Below are 23,326 nucleotides of genomic sequence, written 5' to 3'. Positions count from 1 at the left end.
CAAGCAAAGGGCTCTACTTCCTAGCAATAGCCAGGAAGTAGGGCCCTTTGTCATTTCCCGGGCATGGTGTGTGGGCGCCTTGTGAGCGCGACTGCTCGTGAAACAGGCCACAAGCCACCACATGAGGCTTGCTTCGTGAGGATGCGCTACGGCTGCTGGTCGGTGGCCTTGGGTACGTCCTCCAGCACGGATCGGTCAAAGAAACGGACCTCGCCCGTTGCCTGGAAAAACACCGGAACTACAGAAGTGCTCGGGTCTTTGGAAGTTTCGTATATCTCGGGCGCGCTCCCGTGTTTTCGCGCAATGGTTCCAACCATGTCGGTGCCGCGAACTCTGACGGTTCGATACTTGTAGCTGATGTGAACCCCTCCTAGTGAGTTGAGTCACACGTTACTCCACGATGGCAGGCGAGGGGCCCGTTGTCGGAATTTGCGCCCAGGCGACGGCGCCCGCCCTTCACCACAAAACCCCCTGAATTTCCAGGGGCGGCCTCTGACCTGCGACGCAAAGAGGAATCATTCCCTCATCTGCGACCTTCCCGGTTCTCTCCACCGAGATTCGCGTGCCATTGAGTGGCGCGGGCCGGCGTGGCCCGGGTCAGTCCCAAGGACAGGCAGAATAGGCAACACGAAGACTGGCTCACCACGAATCACGCAGAGGACTTCCATTGGGGACAGAGACAACACTGCCAGGCTCCAAAAGGCCTGACGACAACGAAGTACTCCGCCACGGCAGTGGCGTCATCTCCGCTAACGCCCAAAAAGCCCAGCAGGACAACTATCTCGTCCAACTCTTGGACCCGCTGCGACACAACCTGCTGTCACGCACCCGACCCATGCCCTCCGGTAAGTGCTTCCTCCGCCGCACATCTAAGTACAAGTACTGGATGGGCTACCAGCTGGATCCGCTGCGGTGGATGGTCCACACGTTCAGTAACTCCCCAAACGCTGACGGCGGCGCCGAGGCACGGCAACTCGTGCAGTTGAACAATTTCGCCGCCTACCGTGCGAGCCTGTATACGAACTGGGACGAGGCGGGCTGGACGTGGAACGGTGCGAGCTGGGAAGACTCCGCCCCGTTGGCCGGGCGCCGGGCCGCGACCCGCAGCGAGTACGCCCGATTCACCTTGCCGTTGGGCAGCCGTGCCGCCCTTCTGCGCTTCACCGCGCACTCGTCGAACGGGATTGCCGAAGTCCGAATGGTGGATGATCTGGGCGCCACCCATACACCGTTTGATCTGCTGTCGGGAAGGGCGATGCTGGAGGCCGGGCTGGTCACGCAGGGCGATATCGACGCGGAGAACATCAGATCCAGCGCCTATTACGTAAACCAGCACACATACGGCGCAAGCTCCGTCACGGACGTGGTCCTGTCCACAAACCTCGACGCTCAGCGGACCTACACCGTAACCGTTCTGGGGACTGGCGTGCAGAGGGCCGGTTCCATCCCCATTAATCTGGTTGGCAGTTCGGCGGCCGAGGTGGAATTTTCGGGGTGCGCAGCAACCCGGGCAGCAGTGTCGAAGGGGGCAGGCGGTACCCCGGCCCAGGGCAATGCATACTTCCGACTGACTGTTACGGACAGTGCCGCCGGCATCCACAACCAGCGCGTGGATATTACCCCTCGCATAACAGTCATCCCCGGTGTGGCGTACACGATGTCTGCCTATCTTCGGGCGGCTGGAATTGTTGGGGTATCCCTGCAGATGGTTTTTTTCGACTCCGGCGGCGCGGTAGTCGGCAACAGCTCCTACTCGCCCACGATCACCGGATCCACCTTTGTCCGCACATCGGTAACTGCAAAACCCCCGGCCGGGACAGTCAGCATGCTTCTCCGTATCGGCAATACGAACGCTACTGCCGTCGGCAGCACCATGTACTTTTGCGGTGTGATGCTCGACCAGTCGGACACATTGCGCTCCTGCCCTGAAGGGGCGCCGAGGCCCCACATGACGGTAGCTGCCATCGGCCGTGACCACCCGACCCCGAACAGTCAGACGACGTGGGTCCTTGATGAGCAGCTGGGCGGCTCTGGAACTCGTGACCCGTCAGCTTGGGAATACGCCTTGGGCGTTGACATTGGCGGGACGGACTCCTACATCGGCAACCAACACGGTTACGACCGCCCAACGTCATGGACGGTCTACGCCGATGCCAAGACTCTCACGCCGCCCGTTGGCTCTATTTACACCTCGAACGGGTTCACGATCGAGCGGCTGTCGGATTTGTACCACCCTGGCAGCGCGAGCAAGGTCGGAACCGCGCGCGTCGTCTACAGCATGAGCGCAGCGGGAGGATTGCACGTGGACCGAAAGATCACATGGGCCACCGACGGCTGGTACTACAACCCGTACATGGTGATGTGGCCGACCACGCTCCAACGCGTGTCCTGGGTGGGGGCCAACCAGACCTGGACCGCAGACCAGAACATCGGCAAGGCGCCTGCCGGCCAACTCGGCAAGCTCCCGTACCAGTTGTGCTACGCCTGGAACGCGGCCGGGAACTATGTTGCTCTGTGCGACTCGGGGCTCGAGGGCTTCCGCTCGTTCGCCTGGGGGACAGCCTACGCGTACTACGAGGATCGCAGTGCAACCCTGAAGAAGCTCTACGTCGCGCCGATCACGGACGGTGTTCGTCGACATTTCGTAGCGGGCGACACCATGCAGGCTGCCAGCACCTATGCAGCCGGCAGGGTATCCAGCCCGGAGGCCACGCTGAAACGCTAGCGTCCACGCTTTCTTGGCCTGCGGATCCGCGGAGCTCCGAAACCCGTGGCTCAGTCGGTCGGCGCATTCGGGATCGTCACTGTTGTACCGGCGGGCGGAATCCATTCGCCGCCGGTGAGCAAGTCCAGATTGGCCATCCGCAGTGCATGGAGCGGGACGCCGTAGCGGCTCGCGATGCCCGAGGGCGTGTCCCCGGGGACCGTCCTGTACAGCAGGCGTCCCTGGCCGTCCTGCCCGGTGACGTGGCCGCCGGCCCCCAGCTGCGGGACGTCCACGCCTCGGAGATCGACCACCTGCCCAGCGGCAAGCGGCACCGGTTCATTGAAGCTCCTGAGGATCTCGGGAGTCATCCGGAAGTGGGCGGCGATGCCCTCCCAGGTGTCGCCGTCGGCGGCCGTATAGCGCATGGGCAGGAAGTAGCCGTTCATCTCCGTTGTCCCCGGCAGGACCGCCGGAGACGGGGAGGCTGCCGGAGATGCAGGCACCGCGGCCGCCGGCCGCCCCGCCGCGGGTCCGCCGGACGCGTCCGCACCGGAACCGCACGCGGTCAGCAAACCGGCCAAGAACGCGGCAAGAATCGCAGCGGCGGGCACGAGGCGACTGGCGCCGGGACCGTGACTCACGTTGGTGTCCTGTCATTCGGGGCCTCCCCCCGAGGCCCGCTGCCGCCGATTATTCCATACGTTTGATGAAACCTGTTTTCCGGGGAGCCCGTTGACCGGGTTAGGTATAGTGCCCGTCATGGACGATAAGGCGATCTTGCACCGTTACCTGAGCACTCGCCGCGCCGACCTCCTCGGCAAGCTTGAGGGCCTGAGCGAGTACGACGTGCGCCGGCCGCTCACTCCGACCGGCACCAACCTGCTGGGCCTGGTCAAGCACGTGGCCAGCGTCGAATTCGGCTACTTTGGCGAGGTCTTCGGCCGGCCCGGCAGCCTGGAGCTGCCGTGGCTTGCCGACGATGCAGAGCCGGATGCCGACATGTGGGCTGCCCCCGGCGAGACACGGGAGCAGATCGTGGAGTTGCACCGGTTCGCTGCCGCGCACAGCGACGCCACGATCGATGACCTTGCCCTGGACGCGCCCGGCGTTGTGCCCTGGTGGCCGGACGAGCGCAAGCACGTGACCCTGCACCAGATCCTCGTCCACATGTGCGTCGAGACCGCCCACCACCTTGGCCACGCGGACATCCTGCGTGAGCTCATCGACGGGAGCGCCGGCCAACGCCCGGATGACCCGAACCTCTCGGCGCGCACCCCCGAAGGGTGGGCTGTTCACCGGGCCCGGATCGAAGCGGCCGCCGTGGCCGCCGAAGCCCTGGCGGCCAGCGATTGATTACCGGAAACACCCGGCTTTTCTGCAAGCCAAATCTCAGTTTTCCGGGCGGGGGCATCGTAGGGTTGTCGGGTTCGCTGTCGAAGAAGAAGGAGCTGACGTGAAGTCGTTTGCCTGTGGTGATGTGGTTCCCGGCTGTGAAGCCCGCTGGGTGTGCAGCACGGATGATGAAATTCTGGTCAATGTGGCAGCCCACGCTGCGACCGCCCACGGCCTGGAGGAGCTGCCGGCCGACGTCGTGCAGTCCGTCCACAGAGCCATCGTCCCCGTTAGTTGATTCACGCGGCAGGCGGCCTCCCGCCCGGCGCCGGGGCCGCCCCGGGCTGGAAAGAGCATCTGGCGGCCGCCTGCCGCGGCGAAGGCCTTTCCGCGGCTTACCAGCCCATTGTTGACACCGCCCGCGGCACAGTGGTGGGTTACGAAGCCCTGGCGCGATTTCCGGGTTTCGCGGAAAAGAACCCTGAAGCGTGGTTTGCCGCCGCACGCACCCACGGGCACGCGGCCGAGCTCGAGGCCGCAGCCTTGCGGGCAGCGCTCGCGGCGCGTCCCACGTTGCCGCCAAACTGCTTCCTGACGCTCAACGTCTCACCTGAACTGCTCCTGACGGAGAGCATCCGCGAGATCTGGCGCGATCAGGGAAACCTTGGCGGCCTCGTGGTTGAGCTCACGGAGCAAACACCGATCGACTCCTATCTGGAGCTGGAACCTGACCTCAACCAGCTGCGCGCCGCGGGCGCCCTGATCGCCGTCGACGACGCCGGAGCCGGCTATGCGGGGCTCCGTCACCTCCTTGCCCTGAGGCCCTCGCTGATCAAGATTGACCGCGAGCTCATCCAAGACGTCGACCGCGACGAAGCCAAGCGCGCCCTGATCTCCATGCTCGGAACTTTTGCCAGCCGCGTCGATGCCTGGATCCTGGCCGAGGGCGTGGAACGGGTGGAAGAACTGGACGCCCTTGCCGCCCTCGGCGTTCCCCTGGTGCAGGGGTATTGCCTGGCCCGACCGGGGCCGGCGTGGGAAGCGCTGGACCTTGACATCGCCCACCGCCTGGCGTCAAAACCGCCCGTGACGCACCAAAGCATTATCCGCGACATCGTGGAACCGGCGACGACGGCCACGAGCGCGGCGACGGCGGCCGCCGCCTTTGACGGTAACCCTGCCCTGGAGTCGGTTGTGCTGATGGGGGAGTACCTGCGGCCCGTCGCGGTGCTCGACCCCTCGGCGGCGGCGCTGGGGATGGTGAGCCCGGGCATGCGGGTCAACCTGGACACACCGCTCAGCGAGGCACTGGCGCGGTCCATGACGCGGACCCGGGACAGCCGCTTTGACCCCCTGCTCGTCACGGACAACGCAGGACGATTTGCCGGCGTCGCCCGCATGGAACGGATGATCACGGCCCTCGCCGCGGCTGACACCTAACCGTGCCCGGGGCAGGATGCGCCGGTAGCCCCGCTGTGCCCGCCGGCTCCCTATCCGTCCAGCAGCTGGTTCGTGGCGGGGTCCGGGGCGCCGTCGTAGTAGCGGTCCAGGACGTCGCGGAACACGGTCTCACCGGGGGCGGCCCGCAGGAACAAAGTCATGGACGAGTGCAGCTTCCGGGCATCGATGCCTCCAAAGATCTGCACCGCGGACCGTCCCTGTACGGCAGCCACAGCGGCGGCGACGTCCACGAGACGCGGGCCCAGGACCGCGTGCCGGTAATAAGCCCGCGCCTCGTCCAGCGATGAGATCGCATACCTGCGGGCGGTCTCGCTGTGGCCCAGCCCGGCGAGCTGGGGGAACACAAACCACATCCAGTGGCTCCCCTTCGTGCCGGACCTCAGCTCCGCCAGGGCATGCCCGTACGTTCCACCGGAGTCCTGGGCAGTTACGAACCGTTCAAGATCGTAGGGGTCTTCCATGCTCGCTAGGCTACGTCGCCGGGGTGCAACGCGACAGTCCGGCCGCTCGTGAAGGGGTCCTTCGGCCGGGGCGATATGGTCCGGCCCCGGCGTATCGTGTCCGCTATGACGAGCGTCTTTGAGATGGCCGGGGTTGTGAAGCGGTTTGGGCCGGTGGTTGCCCTCAACGGGCTGGACTTTTCAGTCGAAGAGGGCGAGGTCCACGGTTTCCTGGGCCCCAACGGCTCAGGGAAGTCGACAACCATCCGTCTGCTGCTGGGCATGCTCCGCGCCAACGCGGGCTCCATCCGGGTCATGGGCTTTGACCCGTGGAGCGACGTCGCGCGCCTGCACCGGCGGCTGGCCTACGTCCCCGGGGATGTGGCGTTGTGGCCCAACCTGACCGGCGGTGAAGTGATCGATCTGCTCGGGCGGCTCCAGGGCGGTCAGGACGCGGCCCGGCGGGACCGGCTCCTGGAGGTATTCGACCTCGACCCGACGAAGAAGTCCCGGGCCTATTCCAAAGGCAACCGGCAGAAAGTGGCCCTGATCGCCGCGCTGGCCACCGACGCCGAGCTTTTCCTGCTGGACGAGCCCACCAGCGGCCTGGACCCGCTCATGGAGGACGCCTTCCGCCAATGTGTCCGGGAATTGCGCAACCAGGGCCGCACAGTCCTGCTCAGCAGCCACATCCTGAGTGAGGCCGAGGCGCTTTCGGACCGTGTCAGCATCATCCGTGAGGGCCGGGTGGTGGAGACCGGGCGGCTTGAGGAGCTCCGGCACCTCACCCGGACCTCCGTCACCGCCGACGTCGCGGTCGTACCGGCAGGTTTGGATGCCCTGCCGGGGGTCCACGACGTCGTCGTCACGAACCATCGGGTCAGCGCCCAGGTGGAACCGTCCGGCCTGGCCCCGCTGATGCGGGCCCTGACCGACGCCGGTCTCCTTGCGCTGACCAGCCAGCCGCCAACCCTCGAAGACCTTTTCTTGCGCCACTATGGCGCGGCGGTGCCCGCGGTTGCGGCCGGGGCGAGCAGCGGGCGGCCCGGTGATGCGTGAAACGTTGGCGGGCACGGGCGTCCTGATCCGGCTCGGACTCCGGCGCGACCGCTGGCTGCTGCCGGCATGGATCGCCGGATTCGCCGTCACGACCTATTCAACCGCCGCGGCCGGTGCCGAGCTGTACCCCGATGTCGGGAGCCGGGTCGAAGCCGCGACAGCCCTGAACGCCACGGCATCGCTAGTGGCACTATTCGGCAGGGTTTACGAACCCACGTCCCTGGGCGCGCTGTCCCTGATCAAGTACACGGCGTTCATGGCCGCCATCCTCGCCGTCCTCATGGTCTTCATCACCATCCGGCATACGCGCAGCGACGAAGAGTCCGGGCGGCTCGAGCTTCTCGGCGGCGGGCGTCTGGGACGCGACGCACCGCTCGCTGCCGCCCTCGCCATCAGCTTCGGCGCGAGCCTTGTCCTCGGGCTGGTCACGGCCGTGACGTTGGCCGCCGGCGGCCTTCCCGCCGCCGGCTCGCTCGCGTTCGGACTCGGCTGGGCCGCCACCGGCATGGCCTTCAGCGCCGTGGCCGGGGTGACCGCCCAGGTGACTGCCAGTGCGCGGGCCGCCACGGGACTGAGCCTCGGCGTCGTCGCGGTGACCTACGCGCTGCGCGCGGTGGGGGATCTCGCAGAGCCGGGGCCGTCGGCCTTGTCCTGGCTTTCGCCGATCGGCTGGAACCAGCAGATCCGGGCCTTTGCCGGAGACCGGTGGTGGGTGCTAGCCCTGCCGTTGGCACTCTGCGCAGCCCTCGTGCCGGTCGCGCTGGCCCTTCGTGCCCGCCGGGACCTCGGCTCGGGGCTGCGGGAGGAACGCCCCGGCCCGGCGCGCGGCTCACTCAACGGCGTCTGGGACCTCGCCGTGCGCCTCCAGCTCCGTCTCCTTGCGGCGTGGGCGGTGGCATTCGTGGCGTTCGGTGTCGTGATCGGGTCGCTGGCCGGCAACGTCACGGACCTGCTGAGTTCCCCCAACGCCCAGGACCTGATCAGGATGCTGGGCGGAACCCAGGCCATGACGGACGCCTTCATCGCCGCAGAGATCAGCATCATGGGACTGCTTGCCGCTGCCTACGGGCTGTCCGCGGCCAACCGGCTCCGCGACGAGGAAACGGACGGCCACGTGGAGGCGCTGCTGGGCACGGCCACCACCCGGCCGCGGTGGGCGACAAGCCATTTCGCCTTCGCGCTCGCCGGCGTCGCCGTGCTCATGCTGCTGTCCGGATTGTCGGTCGGGGCCGGCGCCGCCATGGTCCTGTCCGACGGAAATCAGCTGGGGCGCATTACGGTGGCCTCCGCCGCGCAGATCCCCGCGGCCTGGGTCATGACCTCAGTAGTCCTGGCCGCGTTCGGCTGGGCGCCCCGGCTCACCGGGACGGTCTGGGGACTGCTGCTGGTCTTCGTCGCCCTGGGTGAGTTTGGCGTCCTGTGGAACGCCCCGGAGTGGGTGATGGAGCTCTCCCCGTTCCGGCATTCACCACTGCTCCCCTTGGATTCCGACGCCGTCTGGCCCATGCTGGGACTTACCGTGACCGCCGCGGCGCTCGCCGCGCTCGGCTACACCGGCTGGCGCCGCCGGGACCTGGCCCCATGAGCGGAACCGAACCGCCCCTGTTCCCCGCCCTGTTCCCCATACGGGGGCGGCGGTAGTATCAACTTCGAGAGCCGTTGGCGCACCTCAGAAACGACCGGGCGCCGCTCTCGGGCCGAGTCGGAGGGCGGATGCAGGACGCATACGGGCTATATACCCCGACCACACTGGTGGAAATCGGGCTCCTGCTGGCGACCTTTGTCCTCTGCTCCCTGATCGGCGTCGAGCGGCAGGTCCGGCAAAAGGTCGCGGGCTACCGCACCCACGTCCTGGTCGGCCTCGGATCGTGCACTTTCACCCTCATCTCTGCCTACGGATTCTCCGCCGCTCTGGCCCCCGGGGCCACCATGGACCCGTCCCGCATTGCCGCCCAAATCGTCAGCGGCATCGGCTTCCTCGGCGCCGGCGTGATCTTCAAGGGACGGAACGTTGTCCGGGGCCTCACCACGGCCGCGAGCATCTGGGTATCGGCGGCGGTCGGCATGGCGTGCGGGGCCGGGATGCTTTCCCTGGCCCTCTCACTGACCGCATTCCACCTCATCACCTTGTATGTGGTCTCTCCCGTGGTCCGCAGGATCCCCACCCAAGACAGCAACCGGGTCCTGCATCTCGGCTACGCCGACAACCAGGGCGTGCTCAGGCAGGTACTGGAGATCGCCACCAACATGGGCTTCAGCTCATCGATCCTGAGCACCAACAAATCGGGAACCCAAGAAAAACCGATCGTCCTCATGGACATCCGCTTCCACGGGCATCTTCCGCTGCGGGAGCTCGTCCCATACCTCTTGGACGTGCCCGGGGTGAAGAGCGTCACGGTCCACGGCGCGGACCCCAACGAGGACGACGACGGTGGCTGACAATTTCCCGCTTCGAGACCCCCGGGTTGACGCGTTCATCGTGGCACTGCCGGACTGGCAGCAAGAGATCTGCCGCCAGGTGCGCGAACTTGTCCATGCCGCCGACCCGGCCGTCGCCGAGACCATCAAGCGCACCACTCAGCCCTACTTCGTCCTCGAGGGCAACATTTGCGCCCTCCTGGCGGCCAAGGACCACGTCAACGTCTTCCTCTACGACGGCGGAATCGTCCCGGACCCGGAGGGGATCATCACGGGCGGGCATGACAACAAGACCGCACGCACTATCGCTTTCCGCCAGGGTGAATCCATCCCCGGGCAGGCCCTCACCGCGATGTTCCGGCAGATCATCGCGGACAACCGGGCCGGTGGCTGGCGGAAACTCAAACCCGGCGGGTGAAGCTGACCGTCGGGTCCGGCCAAGCCAACCGGGGCCGGAGCATGAAGACCATTCCCGCACTGCCGCGCCGTAGATTGAAGCCGTTCGGCATGACGGTTAGAGTCGCCGGATGACCGAGAACAGCATCGCTTTGACGGGCACAGTGCGAGTGCGGGTGCTGCACAGGTCCGACGCCGGTCGGATGGCCGAGGCCTACCTCCGGAACCGGGAGCACTTGGCGCCCTGGGAACCCGTGCGGGCCGAGGAATTTTTCACCGCCGACGGGCAGGCCGCCAGCATCGAGTCCAAACTCGGGTTGTTCATCGCCGGATCGGACGTCCCGTGGGTTCTCGTGGACGGTTCCCGCATCGTCGGGGTGATGAACCTCAGCGGGATTGTCCGCGGGCCGTTCCTCAGCGCCCACCTCGGCTACTGGGTGGACAAGGACATGACCGGTCAGGGGATTGGCTCGGCCGCCGTGGAATTCGCCGTCGGGGCCGCCCTTACCGAGCTCGGACTGCACCGGCTACAGGCCGCCACCCTCCCGCACAACGCCGCATCCCAGCGAATCCTGAAACGGGCCGGCTTCGAAGAAATCGGCCTGGCCCCCAGGTACCTCCGGATTGCCGGGGCCTGGCAGGACCACGTCCTCTTTCAGCGGATCCTGTTCTGATGGCCGCCGTCCCGGGTGCACCCGCGTCTTTTGGTGCCCTGCACCATGTTGAGCTCTGGGTGCCGGACCTTGAACGGGCCAGGGACCAGTGGGGCTGGCTCCTGGGCCGGTTGGGCTACGAGGCCTACCAGGACTGGGCTCACGGGCGCAGCTGGCGGCGGGGGTCCACGTATATCGTCGTCGAGCAATCTCCGGCCCTGAACGGGGACGTACACGACCGCACCGCGCCGGGGCTGAACCATCTGGCCTTCAGCGCGGGGACCCGGGAGCAGGTGGACGCCATGGCGGCCGAGGGCCTGAACCTGGGCTGGGCCGAACTGTTTCCGGACAAATACCCGCACGCAGGCGGCCCCGGCCACTTCGCCGCCTACCTCGTGAACACGGACGGCTACGAAGTGGAGTTGATTGCGGCCGACTGATCGCGGCGGTGCCCTACGGGTTGGTTGGCGGAGGCGCCTGCTCAGCCTTAAGTTCCTCGCCGTGGGCGATGATCGCGTAGATGATCAGCACGTCCATGGCGATGACGATGACGGACCACCACGGCTGCGCCGGAATGAGCATCAGTTGAACGACCGCGCTGAAGCCCGCAACGACAACACCAACGACTCGAGCCCACGTTGCACCGGAGAAGAGCGCGACGGCGGTGAGGATCAAGAGCACCCCGAGAGCTAGATTCCACCAGCCCCACCCCTTCGCGTCGAAGATGAACAGCGTGCCCGGGGTCGCCAAATAGTAGGTGTCAGGACCGGTGAGAGCGACGAGGCCTTGAAGGCCGCTGAAAACGCCGTTGATGATCAGAATGACTCCGGCGAAACGGACCCAACCGGTCCAGCCAGTCGAAGCAACAGGATGATGGGCAGTAGTCATAATGCCGACCGCTTTCCGTTGAATGCTCTGCCGTCGGCCTCATGGTCGGCGCAGTCGTGTCGTGAAACTAGTACCGATTCCGATTATGTTCCTCACCGTCCGTGCCGGTCAATCACTACAGAAACTTTGGAGCCGCCGCGGCGGTCGGCCCGGTTCTGTCCGCGCACCGACGGACTCCGGCGACCCCACCCGCCTCGCCCCGCCGCGCAGCGTGGGCCGCGAGCAAGTTCGGCGTCGGCCAAAGCTGGTGCAGGCGCGCCGGGCCCATTGCGATTGCTTCGGATCCGGGTACTTTGAAGCCATGACCATCATCCTTGTCGGCGGAGGCCCGGACACCGTGACCATTCCTGCCGTCTTCGACCGGTTCGTCCGGGAACTCCGGCACCGGGCCCCCGGCAGGGTTCCGCGCGTCGCCGTCGTTCTCTTTGACCACGAGGGCAGCTCTGAGTATTTCCTGCCCGCCTATGTTGGGCCGCTGGAATCCCGGATCGACTGCACGGTGCTCCCGGTCCTGCTCCGCTTCAACAAAGAGGCGAATCCGGCCGCGTTCGACGACGTCGACGGCATCGTGGTCGGGGGCGGCCCGACGCCGGCCTACCTGGAAGGCCTCCTGCCGTCCGCGGGGGCCATCCGCCGTGCGGTCTCGGAGGGTGTGCCGTACATGGGGTTCTCCGCCGGGGCGATGGTGGCCCCGGCGCGGGCGATCGTGGGCGGATACCGGATCAGTGGCACCGAAGTCTGCGCGATGGACTGTTCCGAGGGGCTCGATGAAGTGGAGATCCGCGACGGGCTGGGCCTGGTGCCCTTCGCCGTCGACGTCCATGCCGCGCAGGCCGGAACACTCAGCCGGGCCGTCGGTGCCGTGGCGAAGGGACTCGTGGACCACGCGGCCGCCGTCGATGAAAACACCGCCCTGGTGCTGCACCACGCGGACCTGCAGCAACTCGACGTGATCGGCACCGGGAACTGCTGGACGATCCGCGGCGCCGGACCCAAGGCCACCGTCTCGGTGCTGTCCGCGCACAGCTAGCCTGCGGACGCCGGGCACCTTGGGTCCTACCCCTTGGCACCGTTGTTACTCGCGGGTAACATTGCCCCATGCACCTTCTGCTCCGCACCCTCCTGCTGCTGTTCACGTCCTCGCGCCGCCCACCGCTGAGCATCTGGGACAGCTCGTCCCTGCCGCTGCGCGTGTTGCCCACGGATATCGACATCGCCATGCACGTCAACAACGGCATGTATTTCTCGCTCATGGACCTCGGGCGCTTCGACCTCATGGCCCGCAGTGGAACCTGGAAGAAGATGCGCCGCCGGGGCTGGACGCCCGTGGCCGCGGGGGAAACCATCGCCTTCCGCCGTTCGCTGCAGCTCTGGCAGCAGTACACCATCGAATCCAAGATCATCGGCCTTGACTCAAAAGCCATCTACTTCGAGCAGCGGATGGTGGTGGACGGCGAAGTCTATGCCCGCGCCTACATCGCGACCCGGCTGGTCAGCAAGGGCAAGCCTGTCAGCCAGGAGGAGATCGTCCGCGAATTCGGCGCCCCGCCGGCGGATCTGGAGCTGCCTGAGTGGATCCACGAATGGCGCGAAACCAACGCCCTGCCCGGCGCCAGGCGTCCTGCCCCGCATGCCTGGGCCTGACGGGTGCGCCCGCCGGCCAGGCAGGCGCACCCGCTTTGGCCCGGATGTGCCAACAGCGAAATGCCGGGGACAATCCCGGACTGCTCCCGTACCGTTGACTCATGGCTACCGTAGACATCACAGGTGAACAGTTCGCATCGACCGTCGAGGATAACGACATCGTCCTCGTCGATTTCTGGGCCGAATGGTGCGGCCCGTGCAAGCAGTTTGGCCCCACGTACTCAGCAGTCTCGGAGAAGCACCCGGACGTGGTCTTCTCCAAGGTGGACACCGAGGCCGAGCAGCAGCTCGCTGCCGAGGCCGGCATCACCTCGATCCCCACGCTGATGGCCTTCCGCGAAAAGGTCCTGGTGTTCTCGCAGCCCGGCGCCCTGAACGCCCAGCAGCTGGAGCAGGTGGTGGACGCCGTCAAGGCCCTGGACATGGAAGAAGTCCACGCGCATGTTGCCCGCTCCCAGGCCGAGGCCGCTGCCTCGGCGGCCAAGCAGGACGGCACCCAGATCCCGGACGCCTAAACCTCCACAAACGCAAGCAACGCGGGGTCACTCGGCGCCCATAAATCCTTCAAGGATGGGCGCGGAGTGACCCCGCGTTGTCGTTGGAGTGGTGGGTCAGAGCTTTTCGAGGATGACCGGCTCGGCCAGCAGCGCGCTGAGGGACTCATTCAGGTCCTGCACGGCCGTGCCCTTGGAGTGCTTGTCCAGGTCCTCCTGGCTTGCCCACCGTTCGGTCAGCACAAGTTTGTCCTCGTTGGCCTCGGTGAGCTCGTAGCGGATACAACCGGGCTCGTTGACCACCTCGTCAATCGCGATCTCCAGCGCGAGCTTCACGCGGAAGAATTCGCCGTTGTTGGGGATGAAGGTGGCCAGGAGGTCAATGGGTGCGCTCATGGCAATTACCCTACCGGGCGTCCGCGTCGGTGCCGGAAGATGACCGGAAAATTTCATAGGACTTCCAAGCTTTGCTCTTCTCTTGCCTCCGCGCACAAGGTAGCGTCACACCATGCTTGCTTACACAGGCGGGGACACTGACGTCCCGCTGCTCGAGGAAACCATTGGCGCGAACTTCGAACGGATCGCGGCGCGGTTCCCGTATCACGATGCCCTGATCGAGGCGGCCGCAGTGCCCGGCGAAGAGGCCCGGCGGTGGAGCTATACCAAGCTGAACGACGACGTCGACCGCCTGGCGCGAGCGCTCCTGGCCCTGGGCGTCGCGAAGGGCGAGCGGATCGGCATCTGGAGTCCCAATTGTGCCGAGTGGACCATCCTGCAGTACGCGACAGCGAAGACCGGGGCGATCCTGGTCAACGTCAACCCCGCCTACCGCAGCCATGAGCTCGATTTTGTGGTCAAACAGAGCGGCATGCGGATGCTGGTCACGGCGCCGTCAGATAGGAACAGCGACTACACCGGCATGGCACGCAAGGCGTTGGCAGCCTGCCCGGAGCTGCGCGAGCTCGTCTTCCTCCCTGACGCCGGCGCGGAAGCTCTCACCGCCGGCGAACCCGAGCACGAGGCCGAGCGGACATACGCCGAACTGCTCAAGCGGGCTGACGACGTCGGGCACTCCGCGCTGCAGGCGCGCATGGCGTCGCTGGACCCGCACGACCCCATCAACCTGCAGTACACCTCCGGCACCACGGGCTTCCCCAAGGGCGCCACGCTGGCGCACCACAACATCCTCAACAACGGCTATTCCATCGGCGAACAACTCGGCTACACCGAACACGACCGCGTCGTGATCCCGGTGCCGTTCTATCACTGCTTCGGAATGGTGATCGGGAACCTGGCGGCGCTCAGCCATGGCGCCGCCACGATCATCCCCGGCCGGTCGTTCTCACCGGCCGCGGCACTGGAAGCCGTGCAGGACTTCGGCGGAACGTCCCTCTACGGGGTGCCCACCATGTTCATCGCCGAGCTCGCCCTGCCGGACTTCGCCTCCTACGACCTCTCGACCCTGCGCACGGGCGTCATGGCCGGATCACTGTGCCCGATCGAGGTGATGAACCGGGTCATCTCCGAAATGAACATGAAAGACGTCGCCATTTGCTACGGGATGACGGAGACCTCGCCGGTGTCCACAATGACCCGGAGCGTGGACACGATGGCCCAGCGGACCGAGACCGTGGGCCGGACCATGCCGAACCTGGAGAGCAGGATCGTGGACCCGGTCACGGGGGAGGTGCTGGAGCGCGGCGGGATCGGCGAACTCTGCACGCGCGGCTACGCCGTGATGCTGGGGTACTGGAACCAGCCAGACAAGACCGCCGAAGCGATCGACGCCGAGGGGTGGATGCACACCGGGGACCTCGCCCGGATGGACCAGGACGGATACGTGGTGATCGAAGGCCGGATCAAGGACATGGTGATCCGCGGCGGTGAGAACGTCTACCCGCGCGAAATCGAGGAATTCCTCTACACCCATCCGGACATTCAGGACGTGCAGGTGATCGGCATCCCGGACGCCAAGTACGGCGAGGAACTGATGGCCTGCGTCATCATGAAGCCCGGGGCCGCGCCGCTGGACGCCGCCGGCCTGGCCGAGTTCTGCCGCGGCAAGCTGGCGCACTTCAAGATTCCGCGCTACGTCGACGTCCGGGAAAGCTTCCCCATGACCGTCTCCGGCAAGATCCGCAAGGTGGACATGCGGCAGGAGGCCGCGGCCCGCCTCGGTCTCTAACCGCGTTGCTGGTGGTGGTGGCCGGGTCGGGCGTGCTGTTTTGTGGCGGGGCGGTTCCGTCCGGGGGCACTTTGCTCGCAATGTTCGACGCCGGCACCCTGATTGGCGGTGTGTCCGCGTCAAAGTGCCCCCGGAACGCGGCCAGCCCCGCTGGTGGGAGGACGGGACTAGTGCCCGCGGTGGTCCTGGATGGTCATCCGCGGGCCAAAGGTCGGTTTGCGGAAGCCGCTGAGGCCGATCATCCGGACCACCCGCTGCCGGTGCCCTGCCCAGGGCGCCAGAAGCCTGAGCATGCCGGCGTCGTCCGTCCGGCGACCGGTCAGGGCAGCGCCGACGTAGGCCGCGAGGTGGTAGTCACCCACCGCGATCGAGTCCGGGCAGCCGTGCGTGCGTTGCACCACCTCGGCGGCCGTCCACACTCCAATCCCCGGGATGGTTTGCAGTTTCGCCGCTGCTTCCCCGGCGGGGAGGTCGGCGAGCCGCTCCAGCGCGGCGGCGGAGCGCAGCGCACGCATGACGGTCGCCGAGCGTTGCGGACCCACCCCGGCCTTATGCCATTCCCAGGACGGAATGCGCAGCCATTGGCCGGGCGTGGGCTGGAGCATGAGGTTGGCCGGGGCCACCGTCCCGGCGCCCGGGGCAGCTGTCCCGAAGCGGTACGTCAGGTACCGGTATCCCCGGCGGGCCTCAATGACCGTGACCTTCTGCTCCAGGATGGTCGGCACGAGCGCGTCGACCATCCGTCCGGTGGCGGGCAGCCGGACGGTGAGGTTGCGGCGCCGGGCTTCGACGACCATGCGGGGGAGCGTGGCGTGGAAGGCCGGCTCATCAAAAGCCGTCCAGTCGTCGTCACGGCCCAGCATGCGCGGAACGGAGGCCGCGGCGTCGGCGGCGCCGGGTCCCCAGGACTGGACATCGACGGCGGGATCGGCCCGGGGCCCGGAGGACACGAGCCGAAGCGACGCCGGGCCGGCCGGCGTCGTGAACGCGAACCACACGGCGCCCGGTGATGTGCGGATGGAAGGGTCCCCCTGACCCCTCAGCAGCGGCCCGACCGTCTGCATCAGGTCGAAGGGGCCGCCGGGCCGCCACCGCAAAGAGGCGTCCGCCGCGGCGGCATGGCCGGCGGGAACGTCTGCGAGGGTCATCCGAATATGTTCCCACGCCGGACGGACAGCCCCCGCACCGGAGGTTCCGGCAGGTGAGCCAAACGGCCCTAAGTCTGCGCGGTTTCCGGGGCTAGAATCCGGCTGGGACACCCATGCGGCGGTCCTGCCGTTGGCCCGGGCCCTGGGGCCGCCAGGAGCAGATCATGGCCGGTGGAGTGGTGCATTTCGAGATTCCCGCAGACGACGAGGATCGGGCGCGGGAGTTCTACAGTTCAATCTTCGGCTGGGGTTTCCAGGTAATGCCCGAAATGGAGTACAGCCTGGCCATGACGACGCCGATGGACGAGCACGGCCGGCCCGCCGTCACCGGGTCCATCAACGGCGGGTTGTTCCGGCGCGGGGACCTTACGGCGCCGGTTGTCACGATCGACGTCGACGACATCGATGCCGCACTGGCGAGCATCGCCGCCCGCGGCGGGTCCGTGGTCCGTGAAAAGCTGGAGGTCCCGGGGATGGGATGGAATGCCTATTTCAAGGACAGTGAAGGCAACGTGGTGGGGTTGTGGCAGAACGCGGTGCCGGCGGGCGGCGCGGACCCGGGGAATGACATCGGCGCCTGAGTGGCGTACTCGCGTGCCGGGTAGACCGATTCCGGCAGGCGGCCGCAGCAGGTCAGTGCATCCCTGTGCTGAGCCAGAGCGCCAGGACTGCCAGCGGGATTACCAGGACGACGGCGACGACGCCTGCCACGGCGAAGCCGCCCCAGCGGATGTCCACGTTGAGTGCGCGGAGCCGCTCGTGCCACAGCAGCGTGGCCAGCGAAGCCCAAGGGGTGACCAGCGGACCCAGGTTCACTCCGATCAGCAGCGCCGCCAGCCGGGCCGGGGAGCCGCCCACCGGTTCCAGGGCCAGGTAGGCAGGCAGGTTGTTGACGGCGTTGGCGGCCCCGGTGCCCAGCCCGGCGAGCTGCAGGAGCGCCGGCAGGCTGTCCCCGGTGCCGGCAATCCCGGTCAGGAAGCGGGTGAGCCCGTTCGCGTGCAGGGTCTCCACCACCATGAACAGGCCCGAGGTGAGCATGAGCGGCCGCCACGGAATCATGGACCAGCGCAGGGCGGAGCGGCGCCGCCAAAGGAACAGCAGGAGCAGGACGGCCGCCGCCGCGATCGCCGGGATCTGCACCGGAATCCCGGAAACCAGCGCCGGCAGCAGGACCACCATCACCCCGGACGCCGCGTACAGCAGCACCCGGTCCCGCACTTTGTGGATCGGCTGCGGCCCGTAGCGGCCGCGCAGATCCTTCCGGAACGCCAGCCACAGGAGCACCAGCGGCACGAGGATGCCCACCATGGCCGGCGCCCACACCAGCGAGGCGAACGCGGCGGGGCTCAGTTTGAGCCGGTCCTGCGCCAGCAGGTTGGTCAGGTTGGAGACCGGCAGCAGCAGCGACGCCGTGTTCGCCAGCCAGACCGTGGTCATGGCAAACGGCAGCGCCGGAATCCGGGCGTGAACGGCCAGCAGCACGACGACGGGCGTCACCAGTACCGCCGTCGTATCCAGCGACAAGAACACCGTGGACACGGTGGCGAGGGCGATCACGAGCAGCCACAACAGAAACACCCGGCCACGGCCCAGGGCGGCCAGCCGCTCCGTCACCACGCGGAAGAGCCCGGCGTCATCCACCAGCTCCGTGACCAGGGACATTGCCACGACAAACGCCAGAACCGGCACGGTCCGCGCCGCCAGCTCATCGAACGCCTGGACCGGCAGCAGCCCCGACGCCAGCGCCGCGCACCCTGCCAGCAGCATGCCCGCCGGCAGCGCATAGCTCTTGAACCTCTTCATCCGGGCGATCCACGTCACCGCCCAATCGTCGCACCTCAAGGGGACGGGACTGCGCCGACGTGCCCGTCCGCCGGAGACGGTAACTTGGTACCTATGAAGTACGCCCCGTCCGTTCTGGACCTCATCGGCCATACACCGCTCGTCAAGCTCAACCACGTGACCGACGGCATTGCAGCCACCGTCCTGGTGAAACTGGAATACCTGAACCCCGGCGGTTCGATCAAGGACCGCATCGCGGTCAAGATGATCGAGGAGGCCGAACGGACGGGCAAACTCCTGCCCGGCGGCACGATCGTGGAACCCACCTCGGGCAACACCGGCGTCGGCCTGGCGCTCGTGGCGCAGCAGAAGGGCTACCGCTGCATCTTCGTCGTGCCGGACAAGGTCGGCGAAGACAAGCGGGCCGTGCTCCAGGCGTACGGCGCCGAAGTGGTGGTCACCCCCACCGCCGTCCCGCCGGACAGCCCGCAAAGCTACTACGGCGTCTCCGACCGGCTCGTCACCGAAATCCCCGGAGCCTACAAGCCGGACCAGTTCTCCAACCCGGCCGCCCCGGCAAGCCACTACGAAACCACCGGACCCGAGATCTGGAACGACACCGACGGCCGGATCACGCACTGCGTGATCGGCGCCGGCACCGGCGGCACCATCACCGGCACCGGCAGGTACCTGAAGGAAGTCTCCGCCGGACGGCCCGAGGCCGAGGGCGGCGTCGTCAAGATCATCGGCGCCGATCCCGCCGGCTCGGTCTACTCCGGCGGCACGGGCCGCCCCTACTTTGTCGAGGGCGTCGGCGAGGACATGTGGCCGGCCAACTACGACAAGTCCATCCCGGACGACGTCATTGCCGTCAGCGACGCCGACTCCTTCGCGATGACGCGCCGGCTGGCCCGCGAAGAAGGCCTGCTGGTGGGCGGGTCCTCGGGCATGGCCGTCGTGGCCGCGCTGGAGGTCGCCAGGGACCTCCCGGCGGACGCCGTCGTAGTGGTCATCCTGCCGGACTCCGGACGCGGCTACCTCGCGAAGATCTTCAACGACCAGTGGATGCGCTCCTACGGCTTCCTGGCCGGCGGGGACGAGGCCTCGGTGGGCGAGATCCTCAAGGCCAAGACCGGGGAACTTCCGGACCTCGTCCACATCCACCCGAACGAGAGCGTCCGCGATGTCATCAACATCATGAACGAGTTCGGCGTCTCGCACATCCCCGTCCTGTCCCAGGAACCGCCCGTCGTGATGGGCGAGGTCCTTGGCGCCGTGGACGAACGCACGCTCACGGCCAAGCTCTTCCGGGGCGAGGCCAAGCTCTCGGACAAGATCTCCGAACACATGGAGGCCCGGCTGCCCGTGATCGGCTCGCTCGAATCGATCTCGACCGCCCGCGAACTCCTCTCCGACGCCGACACCCTCATGGTGACGTTCGTCGGCGCTCCGGTGGGAATCCTGACCCGCCACGACCTCCTCGCCTACCTCAGCAACTGACCAGTTCAAGGAGTCCCATGTCTCTGCCAGAAAGCTCTTCCGCGAAGAAGACCGGCTTCAACACCCGCGCCGTGCACGCCGGCCAGGCCTTCGAGCCGCGCACCGGCGCCGTGGTGCCTCCCGTGCACTTCTCCTCCACCTACGCTCAGGACGGGATCGGCGGACTGCGCGCCGGCTACGAATACGGCCGCGGCACCAACCCCACCCGCGATGCCCTGCAGGAGCAGCTGGCCGCGCTGGAGGGCGGGACCGCCGCCTTCTCCTTCAGCTCCGGCCTGGCGGCCGAGGACTCCATGATCCGTGCCCTGACCCGGCCCGGTGACCACATCGTGCTCGGCAACGACGCCTACGGCGGCACCTACCGGCTCATCAGCCGGGTCCTGGGGGAGTGGGGCATCGGCAACACCCCGGTGGACATGTCCGACCTCGACGCCGTCGCCAAGGCCGTGGCCGCCGGCGGTTCGGCCTCCGGCGGCGGCAAGACCCGCCTGGTGTGGGTGGAGACGCCGTCGAACCCGATGATGAAGATCACCGACATCGAGGCCCTCGCCGCAGTGGCGCACGACGCCGGTGCCCTCCTCGTCGTGGACAACACCTTCGCCTCGCCGTACCTGCAGAACCCGCTGGCCCTCGGCGCCGACGTCGTGGTGCACTCCACCACCAAATACATCGGCGGACACTCCGACGTCGTCGGCGGCGCGATCGTGGTGAACGACCCGGAGCTGGCCGAGAAGATCGGCTTCGTCCAGTTCGCCGTCGGCGCCGTGTCAGGTCCGATGGACGCCTTCCTCACCACCCGCGGCCTGAAAACCCTCGGCGTGCGCATGGACCGGCACAGCGACAACGCCCAGGCCGTCGCGGAATGGCTGCTCGAGCGCCCCGAAGTGGAGGCCGTGCTGTACCCGGGACTGCCCTCGCACCCGGGCCACGAGCTCGCCAGGAAGCAGATGAAGAAATTCGGCGGCATGATCTCCGTGCAGTTCAAGGGCGGCGAAGCCGCGGCGCGCAAGGTGGCCGAATCTACGTCCGTGTTCACCCTGGCCGAGTCCCTGGGCGGGATCGAATCGCTCATGAACTACCCCTCGGAAATGACGCACGCCTCGGTCAAGGGCACCGAACTGGCGGTCCCGGTCAACCTGATCCGGCTCTCGTGCGGCATCGAGGACGTCGAGGACCTCATCGCCGACCTCGACGCCGCACTCTCCGGCCTGGACGGCGGCAGCTAGCCGCACGCCCTCGCGATACAGCCAACCCTAGCTTTCTCTAAGAGAGTCAGCTACGGTTGGCTGCATGGCACTCCGATCCGATTGGTCCCAGCGGACCTGCAGCATGGCCCGCGGCCTCGACATCCTCGGCGATCCCTGGAGCATGCTCGTCCTGCGCGAAGTCTTCTTCGGCAACGGCCGCTTCGAGGCCATGAAGCAGCGGCTCGGAGCAGCCGATTCCGTGCTCACCAAGCGGCTCGCCGGGCTCGTCGACGCCGGGCTGCTCACCCGGCGGCCCTACGACGACGGCGGCCGCACCCGCCAGGAGTACGTCCTCACCGCCAAGGGCGAGGACGCCCTGCCGGTGCTCAACGCCGTCGTCATCTGGGCCGAAAAGCACCTCCCGGCCCCTTCCGAGCAGGCGCACATGTTCGTCATTCACAACGGCTGCGGGGCGAGGACCTCCTCTGCGGACACCTGTACGGCCTGCGGGGAGCGGCTGACGGCCGGGAACACGAGCTGGCACAGCCTGACCCGCACCGCCGACCCCGTGCCGCTGGCCTCGGCCCGCGCGCAGGCCCCGGTCCCCGGCCGGCCCAAGTCCCAGCCCCAGAACGGAACCGCCGCATGAGCGCCCCCCAAGACACTCTGACCCCCGCGCCCGTCCGCCGCCGGATCCACCCGGCGTGGGGCGTGGCCGCCGTGGCCTTCCTCGCGCTCGTCGGCGCTGCCGGGTTCCGTGCCGCCCCGGGCGTGCTCATGGTGCCGCTGCAGAACGAGTTCGGCTGGTCCACGACCGTGCTCTCTGCCGCGGTCAGCATCAACCTCGTACTGTTCGGGCTCACGGCACCGTTCGCTGCGGCCCTCATGGAACGCTTCGGCATCCGCGCCGTCACCGCCGTGGCCCTGATGCTGATCGGCGCCGGCAGCGCGCTGACGGTCCTCGTGAACCAGTCCTGGCAGATCCTGCTGACGTGGGGGCTGCTGATCGGACTCGGCACCGGGTCCATGGCACTGGTCTTCGCCACCACCGTCGCCAACACGTGGTTCGCCAAGAGCCGGGGCCTGGTGATCGGCATCCTCACCGCCGGCAGCGCCGCCGGGCAGCTCGTATTCCTGCCCTTCATTGCGCTCCTGGCCCAGGACCCGGGCTGGCGCCAGGCCTCGCTCCTCATCGGTGCCGGCGCGCTCGCGGTGGTGCCGCTCGTGCTGAAGTTCCTGAAGAACTCACCGGCCGACGTCGGCGTGCTGCCTTACGGGGCCACGCCGCCGGCCGCCGACGGAACCTCCGATGAGACTGCCGGGCCCGAGACCGCCGCGCCGGAAGCCGCCGAACCCAGCCGCAACGCGGCCGTCCGGGCCTTGCAGGTCCTCAAGCGGGCCAGCAAGGTCCGTACCTTCTGGGCCCTCGTGGCCGGCTTCGCGATCTGCGGCGCAACCACCAACGGGCTGATCGGCACCCACTTCATCCCCTCGGCCCACGATCACGGCATGCCGGAAACCACCGCGGCGGGCCTGCTCGCCGTCGTCGGGCTCTTCGACATCGTCGGAACCATCGCCTCCGGCTGGCTCACGGACCGCTTCAACCCCCGGATCCTGCTGGCGGTGTACTACCAGTTCCGCGGTATCGGGCTGCTGGTCCTGCCCTTGCTGCTCAGCGCCACGGTGCAGCCCAGCATGATCGTGTTCGTCGTCATCTACGGCCTGGACTGGGTGGCCACGGTGCCGCCCACCGCCGCGATCTGCCGCCAGGTGTTCGGCGCCGACGGCAGCGTCGTGTTCGGCTGGGTGTTCGCCGCCCACCAGCTTGGCGCGGCCGCAGCCGCCTTGGCGGCCGGAGCCGTCCGGGACGCCACCGGCCAGTACACCTACGCCTGGTTCGCCGCCGCGGCGATGTGCACGATCGCCGCCGTCATCAGCGCCACCATCCGCAAGGACGCCAGAAAGACGGACACGGTCCCGGCTGCGGCGTAGCTGTTCTGTAGACTGACCCGACAGCGAGGGCGCGTTTCGG

Annotated in this window: 25 protein-coding genes; 19 read left to right on the top strand and 6 right to left on the bottom strand. The window is 67.4% G+C overall.

The genetic code is table 11. The features are described from left to right. The first annotated feature begins 886 nt into the window (after positions 1-886). On the top strand, positions 887-2,725 hold the full coding sequence (locus C9424_RS01535; protein ID WP_133247464.1) for a hypothetical protein: 1,839 nt from the start codon (positions 887-889) through the stop codon (positions 2,723-2,725). Between the two features lie 50 nt (positions 2,726-2,775). Here C9424_RS01535 and C9424_RS01530 read toward each other — a convergent pair whose 3' ends face one another. Continuing rightward, positions 2,776-3,348 (bottom strand): LysM peptidoglycan-binding domain-containing protein, encoded by a 573-nt coding sequence (locus C9424_RS01530; RefSeq protein ID WP_133247463.1) that lies wholly within the window; start codon positions 3,346-3,348, stop codon positions 2,776-2,778. A 118-nt stretch (positions 3,349-3,466) separates the two neighbouring features. Here C9424_RS01530 and C9424_RS01525 point away from each other — a divergent pair, with 118 nt between their 5' ends. From C9424_RS01525 to C9424_RS01515, 3 genes are all read left to right on the top strand, one after another. Beyond that, complete coding sequence (locus tag C9424_RS01525) at positions 3,467-4,060, top strand: DinB family protein (protein WP_116765178.1); 594 nt, start codon at positions 3,467-3,469, stop codon at positions 4,058-4,060. A 100-nt stretch (positions 4,061-4,160) separates the two neighbouring features. Beyond that, positions 4,161-4,337 (top strand): DUF1059 domain-containing protein, encoded by a 177-nt coding sequence (locus C9424_RS01520; RefSeq protein ID WP_116765177.1) that lies wholly within the window; start codon positions 4,161-4,163, stop codon positions 4,335-4,337. Then, positions 4,334-5,479 (top strand): EAL domain-containing protein, encoded by a 1,146-nt coding sequence (locus C9424_RS01515; RefSeq protein ID WP_116765176.1) that lies wholly within the window; start codon positions 4,334-4,336, stop codon positions 5,477-5,479. The genes C9424_RS01520 and C9424_RS01515 overlap by 4 nt, the downstream gene beginning before the upstream one ends. Positions 5,480-5,529: 50 nt before the next feature. Here the strand turns inward: C9424_RS01515 and C9424_RS01510 are convergent, their stop codons facing one another. Then, a complete protein-coding gene (locus C9424_RS01510) occupies positions 5,530-5,961 on the bottom strand; it encodes a DUF1810 domain-containing protein (RefSeq protein ID WP_116765175.1) in 432 nt (143 codons plus the stop codon). A 105-nt stretch (positions 5,962-6,066) separates the two neighbouring features. Between C9424_RS01510 and C9424_RS01505 the strand changes: the two genes are divergently transcribed. The 6 genes from C9424_RS01505 (at position 6,067) to C9424_RS01480 (ending at position 10,906) form a co-directional block, all read left to right on the top strand. Further along, positions 6,067-6,999 carry an ABC transporter ATP-binding protein gene (locus C9424_RS01505; RefSeq protein WP_116765340.1) on the top strand — a complete coding sequence of 311 codons (933 nt, stop codon included), beginning with the start codon at positions 6,067-6,069 and terminating at the stop codon, positions 6,997-6,999. Beyond that, positions 6,992-8,584, top strand: a complete 1,593-nt coding sequence (locus tag C9424_RS01500) for an ABC transporter permease (RefSeq protein ID WP_116765174.1) — start codon at positions 6,992-6,994, stop codon at positions 8,582-8,584. The genes C9424_RS01505 and C9424_RS01500 overlap by 8 nt, the downstream gene beginning before the upstream one ends. A 128-nt stretch (positions 8,585-8,712) precedes the next feature. Further along, positions 8,713-9,438 carry an MgtC/SapB family protein gene (locus C9424_RS01495; RefSeq protein WP_116765173.1) on the top strand — a complete coding sequence of 242 codons (726 nt, stop codon included), beginning with the start codon at positions 8,713-8,715 and terminating at the stop codon, positions 9,436-9,438. Further along, positions 9,431-9,835 (top strand): DUF1801 domain-containing protein, encoded by a 405-nt coding sequence (locus tag C9424_RS01490; protein ID WP_116765172.1) that lies wholly within the window; start codon positions 9,431-9,433, stop codon positions 9,833-9,835. Before C9424_RS01495 ends, C9424_RS01490 begins: the two co-directional genes overlap by 8 nt. 109 nt (positions 9,836-9,944) lie before the next feature. Continuing rightward, on the top strand, positions 9,945-10,487 hold the full coding sequence (locus C9424_RS01485; protein WP_116765171.1) for a GNAT family N-acetyltransferase: 543 nt from the start codon (positions 9,945-9,947) through the stop codon (positions 10,485-10,487). Further along, positions 10,487-10,906, top strand: coding sequence for a VOC family protein (locus C9424_RS01480; protein ID WP_116765170.1), 420 nt, complete (start codon positions 10,487-10,489; stop codon positions 10,904-10,906). Before C9424_RS01485 ends, C9424_RS01480 begins: the two co-directional genes overlap by 1 nt. Before the next feature lie 13 nt (positions 10,907-10,919). Here the strand turns inward: C9424_RS01480 and C9424_RS01475 are convergent, their stop codons facing one another. Continuing rightward, on the bottom strand, positions 10,920-11,354 hold the full coding sequence (locus C9424_RS01475; protein WP_237563235.1) for a DUF7144 family membrane protein: 435 nt from the start codon (positions 11,352-11,354) through the stop codon (positions 10,920-10,922). A gap of 301 nt (positions 11,355-11,655) precedes the next feature. Between C9424_RS01475 and C9424_RS01470 the strand changes: the two genes are divergently transcribed. From C9424_RS01470 to trxA, 3 genes are all read left to right on the top strand, one after another. Then, complete coding sequence (locus C9424_RS01470; RefSeq protein WP_116765169.1) at positions 11,656-12,384, top strand: Type 1 glutamine amidotransferase-like domain-containing protein; 729 nt, start codon at positions 11,656-11,658, stop codon at positions 12,382-12,384. 68 nt (positions 12,385-12,452) lie between these two features. Beyond that, positions 12,453-12,998 (top strand): acyl-CoA thioesterase, encoded by a 546-nt coding sequence (locus tag C9424_RS01465; protein ID WP_116765168.1) that lies wholly within the window; start codon positions 12,453-12,455, stop codon positions 12,996-12,998. A 101-nt stretch (positions 12,999-13,099) separates the two neighbouring features. Continuing rightward, positions 13,100-13,513, top strand: coding sequence for a thioredoxin (trxA, locus tag C9424_RS01460; protein ID WP_116765167.1), 414 nt, complete (start codon positions 13,100-13,102; stop codon positions 13,511-13,513). 96 nt (positions 13,514-13,609) lie between these two features. On the opposite strand, the gene C9424_RS01455 is transcribed toward trxA, so the two are convergent. Beyond that, positions 13,610-13,888 carry a putative quinol monooxygenase gene (locus C9424_RS01455; protein WP_116765166.1) on the bottom strand — a complete coding sequence of 93 codons (279 nt, stop codon included), beginning with the start codon at positions 13,886-13,888 and terminating at the stop codon, positions 13,610-13,612. Between the two features lie 112 nt (positions 13,889-14,000). Here C9424_RS01455 and C9424_RS01450 point away from each other — a divergent pair, with 112 nt between their 5' ends. Next, a complete protein-coding gene (locus C9424_RS01450; protein ID WP_116765165.1) occupies positions 14,001-15,677 on the top strand; it encodes an AMP-binding protein in 1,677 nt (558 codons plus the stop codon). 167 nt (positions 15,678-15,844) lie between these two features. On the opposite strand, the gene C9424_RS01445 is transcribed toward C9424_RS01450, so the two are convergent. Beyond that, the gene (locus tag C9424_RS01445) at positions 15,845-16,825 is read right to left on the bottom strand and encodes a DNA-3-methyladenine glycosylase family protein (protein ID WP_116765164.1); all 981 of its coding nucleotides are present in this window, start codon (positions 16,823-16,825) and stop codon (positions 15,845-15,847) included. 164 nt (positions 16,826-16,989) lie between these two features. Here C9424_RS01445 and C9424_RS01440 point away from each other — a divergent pair, with 164 nt between their 5' ends. After that, positions 16,990-17,406, top strand: a complete 417-nt coding sequence (locus C9424_RS01440; protein WP_116765163.1) for a VOC family protein — start codon at positions 16,990-16,992, stop codon at positions 17,404-17,406. 52 nt (positions 17,407-17,458) lie between these two features. Here the strand turns inward: C9424_RS01440 and C9424_RS01435 are convergent, their stop codons facing one another. Then, entirely contained in the window at positions 17,459-18,628 is a 1,170-nt protein-coding gene (locus C9424_RS01435) for an SLC13 family permease (RefSeq protein ID WP_116765162.1), read from the bottom strand. Positions 18,629-18,721: 93 nt separating this feature from the next. Here C9424_RS01435 and C9424_RS01430 point away from each other — a divergent pair, with 93 nt between their 5' ends. From C9424_RS01430 to C9424_RS01415, 4 genes are all read left to right on the top strand, one after another. Beyond that, positions 18,722-20,107, top strand: coding sequence for a cystathionine beta-synthase (locus C9424_RS01430; protein WP_116765161.1), 1,386 nt, complete (start codon positions 18,722-18,724; stop codon positions 20,105-20,107). 17 nt (positions 20,108-20,124) lie between these two features. Beyond that, positions 20,125-21,333: a cystathionine gamma-synthase gene (locus C9424_RS01425; protein WP_116765160.1), complete on the top strand. Its 1,209-nt coding sequence runs from the start codon at positions 20,125-20,127 to the stop codon at positions 21,331-21,333. 64 nt (positions 21,334-21,397) lie between these two features. Beyond that, complete coding sequence (locus tag C9424_RS01420; RefSeq protein ID WP_116765159.1) at positions 21,398-21,943, top strand: winged helix-turn-helix transcriptional regulator; 546 nt, start codon at positions 21,398-21,400, stop codon at positions 21,941-21,943. Beyond that, the gene (locus tag C9424_RS01415) at positions 21,940-23,286 is read left to right on the top strand and encodes an MFS transporter (protein ID WP_116765158.1); all 1,347 of its coding nucleotides are present in this window, start codon (positions 21,940-21,942) and stop codon (positions 23,284-23,286) included. Before C9424_RS01420 ends, C9424_RS01415 begins: the two co-directional genes overlap by 4 nt. Positions 23,287-23,326 lie beyond the last annotated feature (40 nt).

The sequence above is a fragment of the Arthrobacter sp. H-02-3 genome, assembly GCF_003097355.1.
GTDB lineage: Bacteria > Actinomycetota > Actinomycetes > Actinomycetales > Micrococcaceae > Arthrobacter > Arthrobacter humicola.
Note: the sequence above shows the minus strand (reverse complement) of the source record. Positions and strands in the feature narration are given on the sequence as shown.